Source organism: Barnesiella sp. B2-R-119, from assembly GCF_023656675.1.
In the GTDB taxonomy this organism is placed as follows: Bacteria; Bacteroidota; Bacteroidia; order Bacteroidales; family Barnesiellaceae; genus Barnesiella; species Barnesiella intestinihominis.
On the sequence record NZ_JAMOKL010000001.1, the window covers coordinates 154,129 to 174,909 of the forward strand.

General features: G+C 41.2%; 18 protein-coding genes and 1 tRNA gene. 11 read left to right on the plus strand and 8 right to left on the minus strand.

Features of this window, described 5'->3' with window-relative positions:
- Positions 1-8: 8 nt before the first annotated feature.
- Positions 9-1,142 carry a sensor protein KdpD gene (locus NBH06_RS00585; RefSeq protein ID WP_250792251.1) on the plus strand — a complete coding sequence of 378 codons (1,134 nt, stop codon included), beginning with the start codon at positions 9-11 and terminating at the stop codon, positions 1,140-1,142.
- 14 nt (positions 1,143-1,156) lie between these two features.
- A complete protein-coding gene (locus NBH06_RS00590; protein WP_250792253.1) occupies positions 1,157-2,596 on the plus strand; it encodes a sensor histidine kinase in 1,440 nt (479 codons plus the stop codon).
- Between the two features lie 19 nt (positions 2,597-2,615).
- On the opposite strand, the gene ung is transcribed toward NBH06_RS00590, so the two are convergent.
- Positions 2,616-3,278 (minus strand): uracil-DNA glycosylase, encoded by a 663-nt coding sequence (ung, locus tag NBH06_RS00595; RefSeq protein WP_250792255.1) that lies wholly within the window; start codon positions 3,276-3,278, stop codon positions 2,616-2,618.
- A gap of 300 nt (positions 3,279-3,578) precedes the next feature.
- Here ung and NBH06_RS00600 point away from each other — a divergent pair, with 300 nt between their 5' ends.
- Positions 3,579-4,121: a hypothetical protein gene (locus NBH06_RS00600; protein ID WP_250792257.1), complete on the plus strand. Its 543-nt coding sequence runs from the start codon at positions 3,579-3,581 to the stop codon at positions 4,119-4,121.
- 77 nt (positions 4,122-4,198) lie between these two features.
- Here NBH06_RS00600 and NBH06_RS00605 read toward each other — a convergent pair.
- The 3 genes from NBH06_RS00605 to NBH06_RS00615 form a co-directional block, all read right to left on the minus strand.
- Positions 4,199-4,271, minus strand: a tRNA-Phe gene (locus tag NBH06_RS00605).
- A 113-nt stretch (positions 4,272-4,384) separates the two neighbouring features.
- On the minus strand, positions 4,385-5,425 hold the full coding sequence (gene thiL, locus NBH06_RS00610) for a thiamine-phosphate kinase (protein ID WP_008860802.1): 1,041 nt from the start codon (positions 5,423-5,425) through the stop codon (positions 4,385-4,387).
- Positions 5,426-5,478: 53 nt separating this feature from the next.
- The gene (locus NBH06_RS00615; protein ID WP_008860803.1) at positions 5,479-6,291 is read right to left on the minus strand and encodes a purine-nucleoside phosphorylase; all 813 of its coding nucleotides are present in this window, start codon (positions 6,289-6,291) and stop codon (positions 5,479-5,481) included.
- 227 nt (positions 6,292-6,518) lie between these two features.
- On the opposite strand from NBH06_RS00615, the gene NBH06_RS00620 reads away from it, so the two are divergent.
- From NBH06_RS00620 to NBH06_RS00635, 4 genes are all read left to right on the plus strand, one after another.
- Positions 6,519-7,391 carry a CE1 family esterase gene (locus tag NBH06_RS00620; protein ID WP_250792259.1) on the plus strand — a complete coding sequence of 291 codons (873 nt, stop codon included), beginning with the start codon at positions 6,519-6,521 and terminating at the stop codon, positions 7,389-7,391.
- A gap of 44 nt (positions 7,392-7,435) precedes the next feature.
- On the plus strand, positions 7,436-8,374 hold the full coding sequence (locus NBH06_RS00625; RefSeq protein ID WP_250792261.1) for a sugar phosphate isomerase/epimerase family protein: 939 nt from the start codon (positions 7,436-7,438) through the stop codon (positions 8,372-8,374).
- A gap of 16 nt (positions 8,375-8,390) precedes the next feature.
- Positions 8,391-9,479 carry a phosphotransferase enzyme family protein gene (locus NBH06_RS00630; RefSeq protein WP_046412737.1) on the plus strand — a complete coding sequence of 363 codons (1,089 nt, stop codon included), beginning with the start codon at positions 8,391-8,393 and terminating at the stop codon, positions 9,477-9,479.
- A 150-nt stretch (positions 9,480-9,629) separates the two neighbouring features.
- Positions 9,630-10,559: an EamA family transporter gene (locus NBH06_RS00635; protein WP_008860807.1), complete on the plus strand. Its 930-nt coding sequence runs from the start codon at positions 9,630-9,632 to the stop codon at positions 10,557-10,559.
- On the opposite strand, the gene NBH06_RS00640 is transcribed toward NBH06_RS00635, so the two are convergent.
- Positions 10,552-11,484, minus strand: coding sequence for a DMT family transporter (locus tag NBH06_RS00640; protein WP_250792263.1), 933 nt, complete (start codon positions 11,482-11,484; stop codon positions 10,552-10,554). The genes NBH06_RS00635 and NBH06_RS00640 overlap by 8 nt on opposite strands.
- Positions 11,481-12,689: an MFS transporter gene (locus NBH06_RS00645; RefSeq protein WP_046414303.1), complete on the minus strand. Its 1,209-nt coding sequence runs from the start codon at positions 12,687-12,689 to the stop codon at positions 11,481-11,483. The genes NBH06_RS00640 and NBH06_RS00645 overlap by 4 nt, the downstream gene beginning before the upstream one ends.
- A gap of 204 nt (positions 12,690-12,893) precedes the next feature.
- Here NBH06_RS00645 and gad point away from each other — a divergent pair, with 204 nt between their 5' ends.
- The 3 genes from gad to NBH06_RS00660 all read left to right on the plus strand — a co-directional run bounded on the left by gad (position 12,894) and on the right by NBH06_RS00660 (position 16,741).
- Positions 12,894-14,336 (plus strand): glutamate decarboxylase, encoded by a 1,443-nt coding sequence (gene gad, locus NBH06_RS00650; protein ID WP_250792265.1) that lies wholly within the window; start codon positions 12,894-12,896, stop codon positions 14,334-14,336.
- Between the two features lie 4 nt (positions 14,337-14,340).
- Positions 14,341-15,303 carry a glutaminase A gene (gene glsA, locus NBH06_RS00655; protein WP_250792266.1) on the plus strand — a complete coding sequence of 321 codons (963 nt, stop codon included), beginning with the start codon at positions 14,341-14,343 and terminating at the stop codon, positions 15,301-15,303.
- 118 nt (positions 15,304-15,421) lie between these two features.
- Positions 15,422-16,741, plus strand: a complete 1,320-nt coding sequence (locus tag NBH06_RS00660) for an alpha-L-fucosidase (RefSeq protein WP_008860812.1) — start codon at positions 15,422-15,424, stop codon at positions 16,739-16,741.
- A gap of 46 nt (positions 16,742-16,787) precedes the next feature.
- Here the strand turns inward: NBH06_RS00660 and NBH06_RS00665 are convergent, their stop codons facing one another.
- Positions 16,788-17,498 (minus strand): potassium channel family protein, encoded by a 711-nt coding sequence (locus NBH06_RS00665; protein WP_195241989.1) that lies wholly within the window; start codon positions 17,496-17,498, stop codon positions 16,788-16,790.
- 105 nt (positions 17,499-17,603) lie between these two features.
- Between NBH06_RS00665 and gadC the strand changes: the two genes are divergently transcribed.
- Complete coding sequence (gene gadC / locus NBH06_RS00670; protein ID WP_008860814.1) at positions 17,604-19,118, plus strand: glutamine/gamma-aminobutyrate antiporter GadC; 1,515 nt, start codon at positions 17,604-17,606, stop codon at positions 19,116-19,118.
- A 75-nt stretch (positions 19,119-19,193) separates the two neighbouring features.
- On the opposite strand, the gene NBH06_RS00675 is transcribed toward gadC, so the two are convergent.
- Positions 19,194-20,549 carry an MFS transporter gene (locus NBH06_RS00675; RefSeq protein ID WP_021892176.1) on the minus strand — a complete coding sequence of 452 codons (1,356 nt, stop codon included), beginning with the start codon at positions 20,547-20,549 and terminating at the stop codon, positions 19,194-19,196.
- Positions 20,550-20,781 lie beyond the last annotated feature (232 nt).

The window sequence follows — 20,781 nt, forward strand, 5'->3', positions numbered from 1 at the left end:
CAGGGAGAATGGATATAATTGAAAACGAAAAAAATGTACAATATTTTCTCGACTTGATAAAAAAATCGAGGAGAGGTAAGTTTAAACTCTACATCGGCATGATTGCCGGTGTAGGGAAATCTTATAGAATGCTACAAGAAGCCCACGAACTCTTAGAAAACGGCGTAGATGTGAAAGTGGGTTTCATAGAGACACACGGACGTACCGGTACAGAAGCTATCCTACAAGGGATTCCCATTATCCCGAGAAAAAAAATTTTCTACAAAGGGAAAGAATTGGAAGAGATGGATTTGGATGCTATCCTTCAAATGCGTCCCGAATTGGTCATTGTCGATGAACTGGCTCATACCAACGTCGAAGGCAGTCGCAATGAAAAGCGATGGCAAGACGTCATGGAGTTACTCGATGCCGGTATCAACGTCATATCGGCAGTAAATATCCAACATATCGAAAGCCTGAACGAAGAGGTGCAGGAAATATCGGGAATCGAAGTTCGAGAACGAATTCCCGATCGTGTTTTGGAAGAGGCCGATGAAGTCGTAAACATAGACCTCACAGCAGAAGAATTGATCGAACGGTTAAAAGCCGGGAAAATATATAGGCCGGAAAAAATAGAATTGGCATTGAATAATTTTTTCAAGGCCGAGAATATTTTACAACTACGAGAACTCGCACTCAAAGAAGTTGCTTTACGAGTCGAAAAAAAAGTAGAAAACGAACTCCCCTTAGATACATCTCACGTACGTCATGAAAAATTCATGGCGTGTATCAGTTCCCACGAAAAAACGCCCCGCAAAATCATTCGACGCTGCGCTCGATTGGCTACACGATATAACACAAAATTTTTCGTACTATATGTACAAACACCCAAAGAGGATCCCGATCGCATCTCGCTGGCAGATCAGCGACATCTGTTAAACCATTTCAAATTAGCCACTGAATTAGGTGGAGAAGTCATACAGGTACATTCCCCACACATTCTCGAAAGCATTATAAAGGTCGCAATCGAAAAACAAATTACAACAATATGTACAGGAATTCCAGCACTGAAATTGCCCAAAACCATATTTACGGTGTCCAAATATAAAAATTTCATGAAATCTTTATCCGAGAACAATATAGATTTAATTATCTTAGCCTAATAAAAATACCCATCATGAATATAAAAACAAAGTTGCTTTTAAGTATAGGGCTCCTGACCGGAATGATTATTTTGCTGGTCTCCTTATCAGTTATCTATTTACAGATGCTGACGGCTGCCGAACCAGACAGCCCGATAGCTTCGACAGGCTTAAAACAAGCCGTTGTATGGGTGGCAATTATCGGAGGCATCTGTATAGTCTGCGGTATCACGTTAGCTATCTGGCTTCCTCAATCGATAAATAGACCTATCAAGGAGCTAACCGACGGCATCCTCGAAATAGCGAACCGCAACTATGAAAAAAGACTGAATATATCGGATAAAAACGAAGAATTTAAAAATGTAGTCGATAGTTTCAATAGAATGGCTCAACACTTGTCCGAATACAGATCTACCACCCTATCGACACTACTGGCACATAAAAAATTTCTCGAAGCAATTATCAATAGCATCAGCGATCCCATAATAGGATTAGATCCAGACCGCAAAATACTTTTCATAAATAGTGAAGCTCTGAACATACTGAATCTGAAAAAAAAAAACACAATCTTCAAATCGGCCGAAGAGATTTCTTTGAAGAATGATTTATTAAGGAAATTAATACGAGAACTGGTTTCTCCCAATCCTCAGAAAGAGCCTATCAAAATATATGCCGACAATAAAGAAAGTTACTTCAAAGCCTCCTATATAGAAATAGACAACACGAATCACGACAGTGAAGAGCCCGAAAAACTGGGGCACGTAATTATATTGAAAAACATCACGGAATTTAAAGAGCTGGATTCTGCGAAAACAACATTTATCTCGACGATATCTCATGAATTGAAGACTCCCATATCAGCCATTATGATGAGTCTGCAATTATTGGAAGACAGACGTATCGGGTCTCTTAACAAAGAACAAGAACAACTCTCCCAAAGTATTAAGGAAAACGGAGAACGGTTGCTCAATATCACCGGAGAATTACTGAACATGACCCAAGTAGAAGCCGGAAAACTACAACTGATGCCCAAGATAACCCGGCCCATAGAATTGATCGAATATGCGATCAAGGCCAATCAGGTACAAGCCGACAAATTCAACATACACATCGAAGTCGACTATGACGAAAATACAAAGAAACTATTCATCGACAGCGAAAAAATAGCATGGGTACTTACCAATCTTGTAAGCAATGCCATACGTTATTCCAAAGAAAATGGCCGCGTCATTATCGGCACTCACCAAGACGGCAATATGGTCGAAATCTATGTACAAGATTTTGGGAAGGGAATCGACCCTCGCTATCATCAAAGCATATTCGACCGTTATTTCCGAGTGCCGGGAACAAAAGTACAAGGCAGCGGATTAGGATTGTCTATATCCAAAGATTTTGTAGAAGCACATGGGGGGACTCTTTCCGTAGAAAGCGAATTAGGAAAAGGGAGCCGTTTTATACTAAGATTGAAATCATAATAAACGGGGACTAAAAATCTCACCAATCGATTTCCCGTATTCCCTTACTCCGTAAAAATGCATTCGCTTTACTGAAATGCCGACATCCGAAAAAGCCACGATCAGCCGATCGTGGCGACGGGTGTGCGGCTGTTAAAACCAAATGCTTGCGAGCATCAATAAGCGCAATCTTCTCCTTAGCATAACTCCCCCACAGCATAAACACGAGATTTTCTCTCTCATCGCTCAACTTTCGAATGACCGCATCGGTAAAAATCTCCCAGCCCATGTTTCGATGCGATCCTGTTTCATGAGCTCGCACGGTAAGCACAGAATTCAAAGGAAATACACCTTGCCTCACCCACCGATCCAAATTGCCCGAAGCGGGAATAGGCTTGCCCAAATCATCATGTATCTCCTTAAACATATTAAACAAAGAACCGGGAATAGCCACCCCCTCGGGTACAGAAAAACAAACACCGTAATACTGTCCGGGATTGGGATAGGGATCTTGGCCTAAAATAACAACTCTCACAAACTCGAAAGGACATGCATCGAATACATGAAATATCAAATGTCCCGGAGGCAAAACATGCGCACGGCCATATTCGCCCCGCACAAAAGAAACCAATCGCTCGAAATAGGGCTTATCGAACTCGTCTTGCAGCCTCTTTCGCCAACTTTCCTCTATCCTCACATTCATATCTTATAAATTATTTCTCCAACGACAGCGCAGCTTCGGACAACAATAAATACACTCGTACCGAAATCTTCCTTGTCGCATTGCCTCTTGCAAAGTTACACAAACAATGCTCTAAAAGATTCATACGGCCTACCTTTTTATTTTTAGAGTCATTACAACAACTGATAAACACTCGCCGATATACAAACAGACTTCTATTCGAATACAGAAAATCACATATTCCCAGCAGAGATTAATAATAAGTTATGACTGCGTTTAAACCTTTTTTCGTTAACTTCGTCAAATGAAAAAAGATTACACATGAAACCACTATTTATACTTATTTCGATTTTATTCGGATTCCTATCCATACAAGCCCAATATGACTATCCTTACGATAGCGGCAATCATTACCACGATAATACCCCTCGTCTTATCATTCAGAAAAGCCGAATCATGGGTTGGTACGTTTCCGACATAAACGGAAACCGCATAAGCGACTATTACGAACAAATCCGACCTTATAGGCAAGGTCGGGCAGCAGCATTAGACAAAATCATGGGTTGGTGTTTCATTTCCCTCGACGGTAAACGATGCACCGATTATTACCTTCTCGTCGACGACTTCCACGAAGGGTATGCACTTGTCAAAGATAAAATCATGGGCTATTGTTTCATCAATAGGGACGGTCATCGACTCGGCGACTATTACGAAGAAGCCTATCCGTTTCACCGGGGCGTCGCTTTGGTGAAAGACAAAATCATGGGGTGGTACTTATTGAACACTGCCGGAAAGCGAATAAGCGACTATCACGACTCGCCTCGCGATTTTCAACCGACAAGACCACCGCACCGTCCGTGGTGAAAGCCGAATTTTCTATAATAGACAAAAGCAAAGAAATAAAAAAGAGAGTCACCAAACTGTAACTCTCTTTTTTCAAGTGGTGCCAACGGGAATCGAACCAGTGACACAAGGATTTTCAGTCCTTTGCTCTACCAACTGAGCTATGGCACCATCATTTTTGCGTGTGCAAAGATAATAGGTTTATTCCAATTTACCAAATATATTGTCGAATTTTTCCGTTCAAAAATATAAATATGCAAACGACGCAAGGGACGAATAAATTCTTATTCTTCGGCAAGAGAATTCCACCCCTGTGCCCGAAGGGTTATCTCGGTATCGTCACGGGTTATCATGCAACAACCCAATTCTGGTTTTGTAATATGTCCTATCACTCGCACTCCGGGGATAGCAGCGACAATGTCGTGCTTTTCGAGAGGTACGGTAAAAAGCAATTCATAATCCTCGCCTCCATTCAATGCAGCAGTCACCAGATTCATATTAAATTCCTCCGCCATAGCTGCCGTCTGGTAATCGATCGGTATCCGGTCTTCATATATACGGCAGCCCACATGACTCTGCGAACAAATGTGCAATAATTCGGAGGAGAGCCCATCAGAAATATCCATCATGGCTGTCGGAACGATCCCGGCTTTATCCAACTCGGCAACAATATCCTTACGGGCTTCTGGTTTCAATTGGCGTTCGAGCAGGTATTCATGTCCTTCGAACGCAGGCTTGAATTCGGTTTCTCCGGCAAACACCCGCTTCTCCCGTTCCAATAGTTGCAATCCCATATAGGCTGCTCCTAAATCGCCGCTGACACAAATCAAATCGTTTTCTTTCGCTCCGTTACGATAGACGACCTTCCCGGGTTCTCCTTCTCCGATACAGGTAATGCTGATAGTCAGCCCCGTCATCGAAGCCGATGTATCTCCCCCGACCAAATCCACCCCGTAGATATCGCAAGCGAGCTGTATGCCGGCATAAAGTTCTTCGAGATTTTCTACCGAAAAACGTTTGGAGACACCCAACGAAACAGTTATCTGACGCGGTGTCCCATTCATGGCATATATGTCGGAAAAATTAACCACCGCCGATTTATACCCCAAATGTTTCAACGGGACATAGGTAAGGTCGAAATGAACACCTTCGAGCAATAAATCGGTTGTAATCAACGTCTGTTTTCCTTGATAGTCGAGCACGGCCGAATCATCTCCCACCCCTTTTAGAGTAGAAGTGTTCTTCAACTGTATATGCCCGGTCAAACGCTCTATCAAACCAAATTCGCCTAACGAGGCAATTTCTGTACGTTTTATTTCTTCCATAAATTATAACAAAGTCCACAAGCTCATGGCTCATGGACTTCTTCTATTTCATATTAAAATTGTTCTACCAGTTCTTTCATAATAAAGCTCATTCTGGGCTGAGCTTCTGCCGCTGCCTTTTGCACCTCTTCGTGAGAACATTTCTCCACAATACCTTCTACCCCCAAATCGGTAATCACCGAAACGGCAAAGACTTCGATACCGGCATGACGCGCGACAATGACTTCGGGAACCGTACTCATGCCCACGGCATCACCGCCTATGATATGAAAGTAACGATACTCGGCCGGGGTTTCGAAAGTAGGTCCCTGTGTACCCACATACACACCTTGCTGTACTTTTATATGATTTTTTTCAGCTATTTCAAGAGCCTTTGCAATCAAACGGCGAGAATACGCCTCGCTCATATCGGGGAATCGTACACCCAATTCCTTATAATTGCGTCCATGCAACGGATGTTCGGGAAAGAGATTGATGTGGTCACGGATAATCATAATATCGCCGATGGCAAAATCGGGATTCATACCTCCGGCTGCATTCGAAACGAAGAGATGCTCTATCCCCAGTTCCTTCATGACACGCACCGGGAAGGTAACTTGTTTCATATCGTATCCCTCGTAATAGTGAAAACGCCCCTGCATAGCCATGACATCTTTCTTTCCCAATTTTCCGAATATCAACTTCCCCTGATGCCCTTCTACTGTCGACACCGGGAAATTGGGAATCTCGGTATAAGGAATTTCAGTCTTGTCTGTAATGTGGTCTACCAACTCGCCCAACCCAGTTCCCAATATAATGGCGGTCTTAGGCATCACCTGAACTTTTGCTGCGATATAGGCGGCTGTTTCTTTAATCTTTTCAATCATCACGTAAATATTTTGGTGAATAATATTCTAAAAAATAGAGTAACCCGAAGGCAAATACAATATCCCTATCGATTCCAATGAGCTACAATCTATTTCCGTTCGTTTTACAAATATAGCACAACCTCCGGTATTTCGGCTCCCCTCCAAAACATTTTTCTTAAATTTTCAGTAAATAATTCTTTCCAATATCTACTTTTTCTCTACCTTTGAATAATAATACCTGAAAAATGAAACAGTTTTTATTTTGTCTAACTATCTCTCTATATGGCAGCATATTGGCTGTGGGACAAACCACCGGGACACTAACCTCTCATAAATTTCAATCAGGAGGAATCGAGCGTAGTTATAAATACTATCAGCCGGCCAATCTCTCATCTGGGGCTCCTCTTGTCTTTGTACTTCATGGCTATGGTGGCACAGCCGATCCAAAAAGATTCGGTATGAATCCTATCGCCGATAAATACGGATTCGCCGTGTGTTATCCGCAAGGCGAACAAGATAAAAAAGGGAAAAACTGCTGGAATGTCGGCTATCCATTTCAGGCCGATATGACTATCGACGATATAAACTTTTTATGCGATCTCGCCTTACACCTTCAAAAGAATTACCGACTAAGCCCGCACAATACATTTTGCACGGGTTACTCCAATGGAGGAGAAATGTGCTATCTTTTAGCGTACAAACGTCCCGATATATTTACAGCAGTAGCTCCTGTTGCCGGGCTTACGCTCGAATGGATGTATCGGGAATTAGAAACAAACCGCCCTATCCCTCTATTCGAAATACACGGAACCGAAGACAAAACCTCTATGTGGAACGGAGACCCGAATAATGAAGGAGGCTGGGGGAAATATATAGCAGTACCTATCGCTGTAAACTATTGGGCTATTCAAAACAGATGCACTCATGAAATTACCGATACGATTGCCTCTATTGATTCTTTATCCAATCATACTATTATCAGCCATAAATACGTCAACGGTATAAACAGAAACGAAGTTTGGTTATACGAAATAAAAGGGGGTAAACATTCATGGGGAGAAAAAGACTTGAATACAAGCGAACATATTTGGCTATTTTTCAGCAAATTTGTCCGTTAGGATACACAAAAACAATATAATAATTACATCAAAACAAATTCATCATGTTCACACAAATCAAAAATTTTTTAGTGCTTCTAATGGTTATTACCATTGCGTTCCCTTCGGCATGTAAAACAAAGTATCCTCCACTCCGAATTGGGAACTCCATCGGTATCAAAGACATGAACTACGAACGTCTCAAAGCGATGAAAGATGCCGGTATCGACTGCATAGAAATTACAACGGGTGGATTCATATCCACGAAGAAACCCAAAACAGATGCCGAAATTACGGAGTTGTTGACTCGTACCAAATTAGCAGCCGACTCTGCCGGTATTGAAATTTGGTCTATACACATGCCTTTCGGAAAAGACATCGATATTTCGCAAACCGACGAAAAAATACGGAAAAACAGTGTCGCTCTACACATGAAAGTGCTCGAATTTTGTAAAATCATACAACCTAAAATCATTCTTTTCCACCCAAGCTGGTATCTGGGCCACAACGAGCGGAATGAACGTATCGCTCAGTTAGTACGCTCGGTAAATGAGCTCAATCCCAAAGTTAAAGAACTGGGAGCCAAAATGGTTATAGAAAATATGTTAGGATACGAACTCGTGAGAAACGAACAACATGAACGTCCCTTAGGTCGTACAGTAGAAGAAGTCAAACTCATCATGAAACAACTTCCTAAAAATGTGTATTCTGCCATCGACATGAATCACATCGATAACCCAGAACTGCTCATACAGGCTATGGGCAAACGATTAAAATCTGTTCACATCGCCGACGGTGACGGACGACACGAGTGTCATTACATGCCTAACCCTTGTAGCGGAAAAGGAGACAACGATTGGATAAAAATACTGAAAGAGCTCTACAAAGCCGAATATACAGGGCCTTTTATGTATGAAGTAAAAACATCGGAATACAAAGAGTTCAAAGATCTCTATAACTGTTATCAAAACCTCTATCAAAATTTTATCGACTCAAACAAATAAAAACACATATACTATTATGAAAGATTTGAAAGACATATTATCGCATTTTTCTCTTGCCGGAAAAATTCTCGAAATTAAGCCATTAGGAGCAGGACTCATCAACGATTCTTATAAAGTAACCACCGCCGCCCCCGATACCCCCGACTATGTTTTACAGAGAATCAATCACTCGATCTTCAAAGATGTGGATATGCTGCAAAATAATTTTTACCAAGTCACGACTCATATCCGCCACAAATTAGAAACCAAAGGAGAAACCGACATAGACCGCAAGGTTTTAACCTTAATACCGACAACCGATGGTAAATTATACTATTTCGATGGAGAAAGTTATTGGAGAATACTCATCTTCATTCCAAACGCAAAAAGCTACGAAGCCGTAACCCCGGAATTCTCATATTATGCCGGACAAGCATTCGGTAATTTCCAAGCTATGCTGTCGGATATTCCAGTGGAACTGGGTGAAACGATTCCAGATTTTCACAATATGGAATTCCGATTAAAACAACTGCAAGAAGCCATAACAGCCGATCCTGTCGGTCGTGTGGCCTCCGTCAAACCCATCATCGACGAGCTAGACAAACGAGCCGACGCCATGTGTTTGGCCGAAAGATTGCATCGAGAAGGGAAATTGCCCAAACGCATTTGCCACTGCGACACCAAAGTGAATAACATGATGTTCGATGAAAACGGTCATGTATTATGCGTGATCGATCTCGATACAGTCATGCCCAGCTACATATTTTCCGACTTCGGTGATTTCATGCGAACGGCAGCCAATACCGGAGAAGAGGACGACAAGAATTTGGACAACGTCAATTTCAATATGGAAATATTTAAAGCATTTACCAAAGGATACTTAGAAACTGCTAAATCGTTTCTCACCGACATCGAAATCGACAATCTGCCCTATGCTGTTACCTTGTTTCCTTATATGCAAACCGTACGTTTCCTGACAGACTATATCAACGGCGACACCTATTACAAGATAAAATACCCCGAACACAATTTAGTTCGTACAAAGGCTCAATTCAAACTTCTACAAAGTGCCGAAGCCGCTATCCCCAAAATGAAGGCTTACATCAAAGAATGTTTGGGTAAATAAATCCATACTGCCCAATGAAAGAAAAAGAGCTCCCGAATAATTCGGGAGCTCTTTTTCTTTCATTGAAAACTCCTTAAAAAAATTCAAAACCCACTCTTTCTCCTCTTGGTTTTGGTTACCTTTGCACACTCAAATTCGAAACCAAGAATCATGAACTCCCCCAAAGGACTCTTCTACGCTATCATTTCTTCATCGACATTCGGGCTTGTACCCCTATTTGCCATACCTGCTTTACAAGCCGGTATCCCCCTCAACTCAGTAGTATTTTATCGATTCCTATTTTCCTCGATCTTGCTCGGCATTATACTCTGTATACGAAAAACGAACTTCAAAATCTCAGGGAAACAAGCCCTCATCATTTTCGGGTTGGCGTTTTTATATGCGGCCACTTCCCTTCTTCTGACAAAATCATATCTGTACATTCCTAGCGGATTGGCTACTACCCTACACTTCCTTTATCCTGTACTCGTAACCTTACTGATGGTTACTTTTTTCAAAGACAAAGTTTCCGTCTCCATCATCATTGCAACAATAATGGCTATCGGCGGTGTCTACTTATTAAGCGGAAGCGAAGGCGGTACACTTAATTCCACAGGATTGGCATTAGCTCTCACAACCGTATTGACCTATGCCTCTTATATCGTCGGAATAAACAAATCGAGCGTAAGCGATATGGACGGTTTAAAACTCACGTTCTACGTTTTACTATCGGGTGCATTCATTTTCTTGTTGAACTTAATCGTAAATCGGGAAATGCTTACTCCCATACCCTCTTGGGAAATCGGCGTTGATCTTATTCTTCTAGCCTTAGTGCCTACACTTATATCTGATCTAACCCTTATTCTTGCCGTCCAGCATGTCGGTTCGACGACAACGGCAGTATTGGGTTGCATGGAACCTTTAACAGCAGTCATTATGGGTGTATTATTTCTGGATGAAAGTTGTAACTTCATACAAAGTATCGGTATTTGTATCATACTCATCGCTGTAACCACTGTTATCATAGCTCGTAATCCCCACGAAATAAAAAAGGGTCTGCAACTTATCCCCAAACTACTGCATAAATCAAGAGTCAAGTGATAGATGGCGAATGGGGCCGTTTTCTCTCATGACCGTTATTTTCAGCTATCTCTACCCAATAAACACCCACACAAATAAGAAGCATAGCACCCAACTGTTCCCAAGAGAATATATCCTGTCCTACCAGAAATGAAACAATCGAAGCGACGACCAAAATTAAATACCCATATATAGCCACGACTGTCGTACTCAGATATTTGAGACCTGTCGGTATTAGTAAATAACTGATAACAGTTGGAAATATCAACACAAACAGCAACAAGGCAATAGGCCAAAAATGTAACGGAGGTGTAGTTAAAGGCGCCTCATATCCAGCAAAAGCCATAACGATAAGACTCGATACAGCCGCTCCTGAAAACGTATAACGCATAAGTGTATAAGGGCCCGTTCGTTTCAAAAACCGATTACTCAATATCAGATATACGGCATAAATCACAGAACTCACCAAACAAAAAAGATTACCGGAAAAAGCATCCGAAGCCAAATCATCGCTCTTTTGTGTTGAAATACAGAGTAGAGCCCCACCTAATCCTACTAAAATACCGACAATTTTCATCACAGTCGCTTTCTCATTAAAAAAGAAAACCGACAAAATAAAAACCCAAATGGGCTGCATAGAAGTAAAAATAGCCGCCGATACCGGAGTCGTTTTACTAAGTCCCATTAAATAGGAAAACATATAACCATAAATGCCGACGGCCCCCAACAAAAACAGATAAATTTTATCTTTTACCGAAGCCGTCTCCGGTTTTGCCCAATACCCTATGATCCAAAAAGCCACGGCTGCAAAAACACAACGAAAAGTCACACCGGTTAGCGGGGCGATCCACAAAGGCAACAAATATCGTAACGCATTTACGTTTAATCCGCTAAACGTTTTTGAAACGACCATAGCCAAATTGGCTTCCTGAATTTTATTTGTCATAACTTTTCCAGAGATTTATCACTATCACAACTATCATTAAACAAAAACGTATGGCGAAGATAATATGCCCCTAAAACGACAAGTAGTGTTATAACCAAATTAAATATAAATGCAAACTGCTGAGTATGAATATGGAATAGAGATTGTAATGTATCGATAATCGTAGGACAAAGTAAGATAGCCAAATAATTCATAGACATGACAAATGCGAGGGCCAAAGTCACTTTATCTGGTGTAGCTACTCTCGTTGTCTGATCATAAATAACAGGTTGCATCACCCCATACCCGAACCCGATAAATATGGCTCCAAGTCCCAATATCCATTCATTGCCCGACAACAATATCAGAACCATACCTCCTGCCATACACAATAGACTCACACATTTTGTAAACGACCCAAAAATCGATAACACTCGATTCAATATGAAACCGGGAGCCATAATAGCTAAATAAAACAAAGAAATAATAATTCCCGAGGCTCCCGTGTCGAAATGATATTCCTTCATCAAAAATGGTAAATTGAAGCTAACGATAACAGCTAAATAAGTTACCAGGCCATAAAACAACATGAGAGAAACCAACCTTTTCACTTCTATTTTACCCGATACAGTCACCTTTACTGGGGCTACCGATATAGTATCTCGTTTCAAATAAAAAGACAAAAAGAACGATACCACAGGGAAAAAATAAACAATAAAAGGCAAGTGCCAATTAATCTCTGCCAAATATCCAGTCAATACAGTCGCTGTCACTAACGTTATATTTGTAATCGCAGAACTCAAACCAAACTGTCGAGTACGATATCGACCTATAAAATGGCGAGAAATCAAACCCGTTGACAACGGAACTATCATACCCGAGCCAATACCCAACAACGCACTCACCGCTATTAACTGCCACATTCGGGAAGAAAGCATATATAGCAAACCACTTAATGCAAAAATAATTAATCCAACTTGTAACAAGACGATGTTATTAATACGTTCGGTCAACTTCCCGGATAACAAGATGAAAGGTATAGTCAATAGCGAAGGTAGTGAAGATAACAGTTGTATGTCGAACTCCGAAGAATGCGGAAATATTGTAGACATCTGTCCCAAAATAGGGGAAACAGCTAGACCCGGTAATGCATTTAAAGCTGAAATAGACCATATTCCCAAAAGCGTAATCAAAGGTATAGTCCCTTGTCCAGTTTCTATTTTCATAATCACATCTTTTTTATGCTTGCATTTTCAAAAACAATAATCACCTTCGAATGTTTACCGGTACTATTCTAATATTTTAATAAGTGCCAAATTGTGTATGAATAGACAAATCGGTCAAACTTTCACCTTACAAGGCTGTTGTTTCATCGAAGAGCCGTACAAAATAATCCGGCTTTATAGTTCTAACTCATAAAATTTTATACAATGAAAGATTTGAATTTCAGAGAAGGAGATGCCAAGACAAGTATCTTCGGGTCCAACGAAATGTTGAAACCATCACCGGTAGATCGTATTCCCGATGCACCTACAACACCAGAGATTGCATACCAAATGGTTAAAGACGAAACATTCGCTCAAACACAACCTCGATTAAATCTGGCTACATTCGTAACCACCTACATGGACGACTACGCAACCAAATTGATGAATGAAGCGATCAACATCAACTATATCGATGAAACAGAATATCCGCGTATCGCTGTCATGAATGCCAAATGTATAAATATCATGGCTAACCTTTGGAACTCTCCCGAAGAGGAAAAATGGAAAAGCGGAGCTTTGGCCATAGGTTCTTCCGAAGCCTGTATGCTCGGCGGTGTCGCAGCATGGCTACGTTGGCGTAAAAAACGTCAGGCAGAAGGGAAGCCTACCGATAAACCCAATTTTGTTATCTCTTCGGGATTTCAAGTCGTTTGGGAAAAATTTGCACAACTTTGGCAAATCGAGATGCGAGAAGTTCCCCTGACTCTCGAAAAAACGACCCTCGACCCGGTAGAAGCTTTAAAGATGTGTGATGAAAATACAATTTTCATCGTTCCTATCGAGGGCGTAACTTGGACCGGATTGAACGATGACGTCGAAGCTCTCGACAAAGCCCTCGACGAATTCAACAAAAAAACAGGATATGACATTCCTATCCACGTAGATGCAGCTTCCGGTGGATTTATATTACCTTTCCTCGATCCACACAAAAAATGGGATTTCAGATTAAAATGGGTTCTATCAATCAGTACATCAGGGCACAAATTCGGATTGGTATACCCCGGTCTAGGCTGGGTCGTTTGGAAAGACAAAAAATACCTCCCCGACGAAATGTCATTCAGTGTAAACTATTTAGGAGCGAATATCACACAAGTAGGGCTCAATTTCTCACGCCCGGCAGCTCAAATATTGGGACAATATTACCAATTTATCCGATTGGGATTTCAAGGATACAAAGCCGTCCAATACAATAGTATGCAAATAACCCAATACCTCCACGACGAAATCGGTAAAATGGCTCCATTTGTCAATTACAGCGATCATGTTGAAAACCCATTGTTCATCTGGTATATGAAGCCCGATTACGCAAAAACGGCAAAATGGACTCTATATGACTTGCAAGACAAATTGAAACAAGGCGGCTGGATGGTTCCGGCATATACTCTACCCGAAAATATTCAAAACTATGTAGTCATGCGTATCGTCGTACGTCAAGGGTTCAGCAGGGATATGGCCGACATGTTGCTGAACGATATTCGCGATGCCGTCGCGTCTCTCGAAAAATTGGAATACCCGACCAATACTCGTATCGCACAAGACAAAAATATTGAAGTGAAAGGTTCGGTATTTACCCATACGGGGAACCGCCATAAAACAAAAAAATAGGAATATGAAAAAAACTATTTCGGTTTTCCAAATCAAACAAGCGGTCAACGAAGCGTACGATCTCTATAAAAATAACCAAGACGGTAAGAATGCCGACTATATTCCCTATCTTGCCAACATCGACAAAAACTTGTTCGGTATCAGCGTATGTCTACTGGACGGACAAATTATCGAAGTCGGAGATACTCAATATAAATTCGGTATAGAGTCGGTTTCTAAGGTGCACACCGCCATATTGGTATTACGCCAATATGGCGCAGAAAAGCTCCTTTCCATGATTGGAGCCGATGCGACAGGATTACCGTTCAATTCGATAATCGCTATTTTGTTGGAAAACGATCACCCCTCGACCCCATTGGTTAATGCCGGAGCTATCACCGCATGCAGTATGGTTCAACCAGTTGGTAATCCAAAAGAAAAATGGGCTGCGATAGTGAAAAATATCACTGAACTTTCGGGAAGTGCTCCCGAATTGATAGATGAATTGTATCGCTCCGAATCGGCTACGAACTTCAACAACCGCTCAATTACATGGTTATTGAAAAACTACAACCGTATTTATGACGATCCCGATCTGTCGCTCGACCTCTATACTCGTCAATGCTCTTTGGGAATCACGGCAGAACAGCTTTCTGTATGCGGTGCGACCATAGCCAATAAAGGAGTCAATCCAAAAAACGGAGCAAGAGTATTCGATGCCTCGCTGTCTCCTCAAATTACATCGCTGATAGCGACAGTAGGATTTTACGAACACACCGGAGACTGGCTCTTCACTTCGGGAATTCCTGCAAAAACCGGAGTAGGCGGAGGTGTCATGGGAGTTCTACCCGGAATCATGGGTATTGCAGCCTTTGCACCCCCTATCGATGCAGCAGGCAACTCGGTTAAGGCTCAACTGGCAATCAAACATATTATGAATAAACTCGACCTGTCGGTATTCAGTGGCGATCAGGTTAATGTCCAGTAAAAACATCTTTCATAGCAAAAAGAAACCCAAATAGAGTAAACTATTTGGGTTTCTTTTTGCTATCTTTGTTCAATATTTTTTCCATATTATCCATATCTTTACCGAAAATTCACATAACATGAAAAACAAAATGATCCAAAAAATAGGTTTAGCCATTACTACCTCTCTTTTATCTTGGAATATTTCATTCGCACAGACAATCGACAGTTATATACCATCGCAAAAGAATATCGAAGCTCGAAAAGAATTTCAAAACAACAAATTCGGAATCTTCATACACTGGGGCATTTACAGCATGTTGGCACAAGGAGAATGGTACATGACCAATCACAACATCGACTGGCGAGAATATGAAAAATTAGCATCAGGATTTTATCCGTCACGGTTTAACGCAGCCGAATGGGTATCGGCAATCAAGGCATCAGGGGCAAAATACATTTGTATTACCAGCCGACACCATGATGGATTTTCTATGTTTCACACCCAACAGTCCGACTTTAATATCGTAGATGCGACACCTTTTAAACGCGATATTTTAAAAGAATTGGCCGACGAATGCCATAAACAAGACATTAAGCTCCATTTGTATTATTCTCATATAGACTGGCGTAGAGAAGATTACCCGGCCGGAGGCAATACCGGAAAAGGAACCGGTCGTCCCAATGGACACGGAGATTGGCCCAGTTATTATCGGTTCATGAATAACCAGCTGACAGAGCTACTAACCAATTACGGGCCGATCGGAGCTATATGGTTCGACGGAGTATGGGACCGTCCCTCCGATTTCGATTGGCAACTAAAAGAGCAATATGATTTGATACACAAGCTACAACCGGCATGCCTCATTGGGAATAATCACCACCGAGACGTATATGCAGGAGAAGATATACAAATCTTCGAAAGAGACGTCCCCGGTGAAAACACAGCAGGCTATTCTACTCAGGCAATAAGCGCCCTCCCATTAGAGACCTGTCAAACTATGAATGGTATGTGGGGGTATAAAATCACCGACCAAAATTACAAATCTACTAAGGCTCTGATCCATTATCTCGTTCGCACGGCCGGACGAAACGCTAACTTGTTATTAAATATAGGTCCGCAGCCCAATGGAGAGCTCCCGGCTTTGGCGATAGACCGTTTAAATGGTATGGGTAAGTGGCTATCGAAATACGGCGAAACCATTTACGACAGCAGAGGTGGCGATATTCCCCCACATAGCTGGGGAGTATCCACCCGAAAAGGGAATCGCCTCTTTATCCATATTTTGGACTTGAAAGAAAATGGACTCTATATACCACTGAAAGTCCCAATAAAAAAGGCAATGAAATTTTCCAATCAAGCTCCCATCGAATTCAAACAAGATAAAGACGGTACATTATTGAAATTTCCCCAAATACCGGACGAAATCGACTACATCGTAGAGCTCGTACTAAAATAGCACAAAATCAACGAAAAGGACGATGCTAAAACCGATACCTGCCGGCCTACGGTTTTTGTGTCTCCTTATCTTGTGCATTGAATTTTTGCAATAGGCTCGTCACATAGACCGTAAAAATAGGGAACATCATCATACCCAATGCAGCCAAAACGACCGAAAGAATCTTTCCGGTAGCGGTAACGGCATAGATGTTCGAACCTACTGTCGTCACGTCCATAAAAGCCCACCACAAAGCATCGGTATACCGAGTAACCATTGGATTAACGGCATGTTCTAAAACAAAAAATATAAGACTCGAAAAGTAAACTGTCGCCATAAGCATGGTAACATACGAAATAAACAAGCTCGATATTTTATTATAGGATAACCACCCTACCACGATAGCCAAAGCATATCCGCTTCTCACTAACGGAATAAACCGAAGAAAATAATAAGTCTCGGAAGAAAAATTTAAATTCAAATAGGAAAATATATTCAAATAAGGTATCGATACGAGAAAAAAGATAAATCGATTTCTAAGATATTTCCATTTATGATCAGATAAAACAAATTCCAACCAAAAATCGAACATAAAGAAACTGCATATCCATAATTGTATTTCCATATAATTCCCTTGATTCAAGAAAGATATGTTACGAAATGTATCTATCGATATGGTTATAATCAGAAAAACCGATAACAATAAAATAAATATGTGCAATATGCCATAAATTCTCGACTCATAATTTCTCCACCCCCCGATTATCTTTTTTCCCATTTTTCTTTCCTCATAAATTATGCGACGATAAAACAACAAGCGACCGACGTTTGTTTATCTACACGAATGTAGATGCTCCTATTAGTAAACTTAATATCAACAAATATGGCAAACATCGGAAAATCAGTAAAATTAGGCGTATTTACGCTTGCAATTATGAATGTAACGGCTGTCGTATCCCTCCGGGGACTGCCTGCCGAAGCTGAATATGGAGTCAGTTCAGCTTTCTATTATCTATTCGCAGCCTTAGTATTCCTCATTCCTACGGCGTTAGTCGCAGCCGAACTGGCTGCCATGTTTCAAGACAAGCAAGGCGGGGTCTTTCGTTGGGTAGGAGAAGCATTCGGTAAAAAAGCCGGATTCCTTGCCATTTGGTTACAATGGATAGAAAGTACCATTTGGTATCCTACCGTACTAACCTTTGGAGCTGTCGCCATTGCATTTATAGGCATGGATCATACAGGGGACATGTTATTGGCCTCCAACCGTTTCTACACATTAGCGGTCGTACTATTCATTTATTGGCTAGCGACATTCATCTCATTGAAAGGTTTAGGCTGGGTAGGGAAAGTCGCCAAAATAGGCGGTTTGGTCGGTACGATCATTCCCGCCGGACTTTTAGTCATTTTGGCAATTGTATATCTACTAATGGGAGGTAAATCACAAATGGATTTTTCAGGCAACTTCCTCCCCGATTTCACCAATTTCGACAATCTCGTTTTAGCCGCCAGTATCTTCTTATTCTATGCCGGAATGGAGATGGGCGGTATACACGTAAAAGATATAAATAATCCGTCTAAAAATTATCCCAAAGCCGTTTTCATAGGCTCCGCCATTACAGTCCTAATCTTTGTTTTAGGTACATTCGCCCTCGGGATCATTATCCCTCAAAAAGATATCAACCTAACACAAAGTCTTTTAGTCGGATTCGACAACTATTTCAACTTTATTAAAGCGTCTTGGCTATCCCCCATAATAGCCATAGCTCTTGCATTCGGTGTTTTAGCCGGAGTACTGACTTGGGTAGCCGGTCCGTCAAAAGGTATCTTCGCAGTAGGCCGTGCCGGATACCTTCCTCCTTTTTTCCAAAAAACCAATAAAATAGGAGTACAGAAAAATATTCTTTATTTACAAGGAGGTGCAGTTACATTATTAAGTCTATTATTCGTTATTATGCCTTCGGTACAAAGTTTTTACCAAATCATGTCTCAGTTAACGGTAGTTCTTTATCTGATTATGTATATGTTAATGTTCTCTGCCGCAATTTATCTACGATACAATATGAAAAAAACCAATCGCCCATTCCGAATAGGAAACAAAGGCAACGGATTAATGTGGTTCATAGGAGGATTGGGATTCTGCGGTTCGCTTCTTGCCTTCGTTCTAAGTTTTATTCCCCCCAGTCAAATATCGGTCGGCAGTAATGCCGTATGGTTTTCTGTTCTCATTATAGGAGCCCTGATAGTCGTTATCGCACCATTTATTATTTATTCATCTCGCAAACCCAGTTGGACAAACAGCGATAGCCAATTCGAACCATTCCATTGGGAAGAAACCACACCGAACACACCAACTTCAAGCCCGGCAAATGAATCGAATGAAACCTCTCCCGGTAAATAATCTCATACAAATACAAACAAAAAAAAGCTGACACGTAAAATCGTGTCAGCTTTTTTTGTCGATAGTAAAATATAATTACTCCGCCGGCTTAACATTCCATACGAACAAAGCTAAAACGAATGATAAAATCGAAGCCCCTATCCAGAAAATAGAAACCGGTAAAAAATCATACGTCACAACACCATCGGATACAACCTTAAAATTCTCTATTAGTGTACCCGATATCACATCTTGTAAACCGGCTGCAATATAACTCGCCATACCAACGACACCTAATGCCGCACCGGTCGCATTACGAGGAACAATATCGACAGCCATCAACCCTCCCAAGAAACAAATCAGTACCCCGATAGCGATACCGAAAAGAATCATACTTATCACATTGAGTACAAGGCTATCTCCTCCCAACAGGAATAAGGTCAATGCAATCGTATTGAGCACACCGAAAATAAAGGCCGGCATATTTCTTTTCCCTTTAAAAAATTTATCGGAAAACCAGCCAGAAAGCACAGTTCCGAATATTCCTAACAGAGCATTTATGCCAATCACCGTAGTTGCCAACTCCAACGAATACCCTTTTTCCATCTCCAAGAAACGTACTCCCCAACTGTTCACCGCATATCGGCTAACATACATAAACGCACTGGCCAACGCCAAAATCCAAACGTACGGATTCTTCAATACACCTTTCTGAGCCTTATTGGTCGATTCTTTCGGCGGATTTCCTACATGAGGAAGCCCTCTACTTTCCGGACTATCATGTAAAAAGAAAATAATAATAACGACTCCTATTGCACCTGCTATAAAAGAACCGACAAAACCGGCTTGCCACCCGAGCCAACCTACAACAGACCCAACGAATATAAAAGATAAAAACTCTCCTAAATTATGACTGGCACTGAAAAATCCATAATAAGTTCCTCGCTCTTTCGGCGGAAACCAGCGAGATAATGCAATAATGGCAGGACCAGCCCCCATCGATTGAGACCAACCGTTTATCGCCCACATAATAAAAAAGCAGACAAAAAACGCCATAGACGATAGCCCGGCTAACCCACTCGTCATACCTAATAACCCTACAATAAGGTTAGCGACCGACGAGACAATTAGTCCGGTTGCCATAAATCGCTTAATATTAGAGTGGTCGGCCATAAAACTATTGACAAATTTTCCAATAGCATACGCAAAAAGGAGAGCCGAACCGACAATACCCAATTGCTGATCATTCAACATTCCGCTTTCAACGATAGGTGTCTTTACCACATTTAGTCCCGTACGGCAAACATAATAAAGGCTATACCCCAATGTCCCGGCAAAAAAACTTTGTAGTCTCAATTTCTTTGTCAGCTTCACAGCCTCTTCATCAGTTAATGACACGGGCCTTTCTGCCGGAGGTAAAGCCCGATAAAAGTCAATAATTTTTTTTAGCATCTTTCTTTATTTTTGAATTAGATTTAATCGTGCGTTTCGTTCTATATTGTTTTTGTTTCGTTTTGTATGCAAATGTAATGAAAAAATGAACTATAAAAATATTTTTTACCTATTAATGCGAGCCAGTAGTTGAAAATCAACTTCGATTCACCATTTAAAAAGTGATAACGAACTATTGCCATAAAGACACACGACAAAATTCTTTCATCTCTTCTTCCCATAATCAGTCATC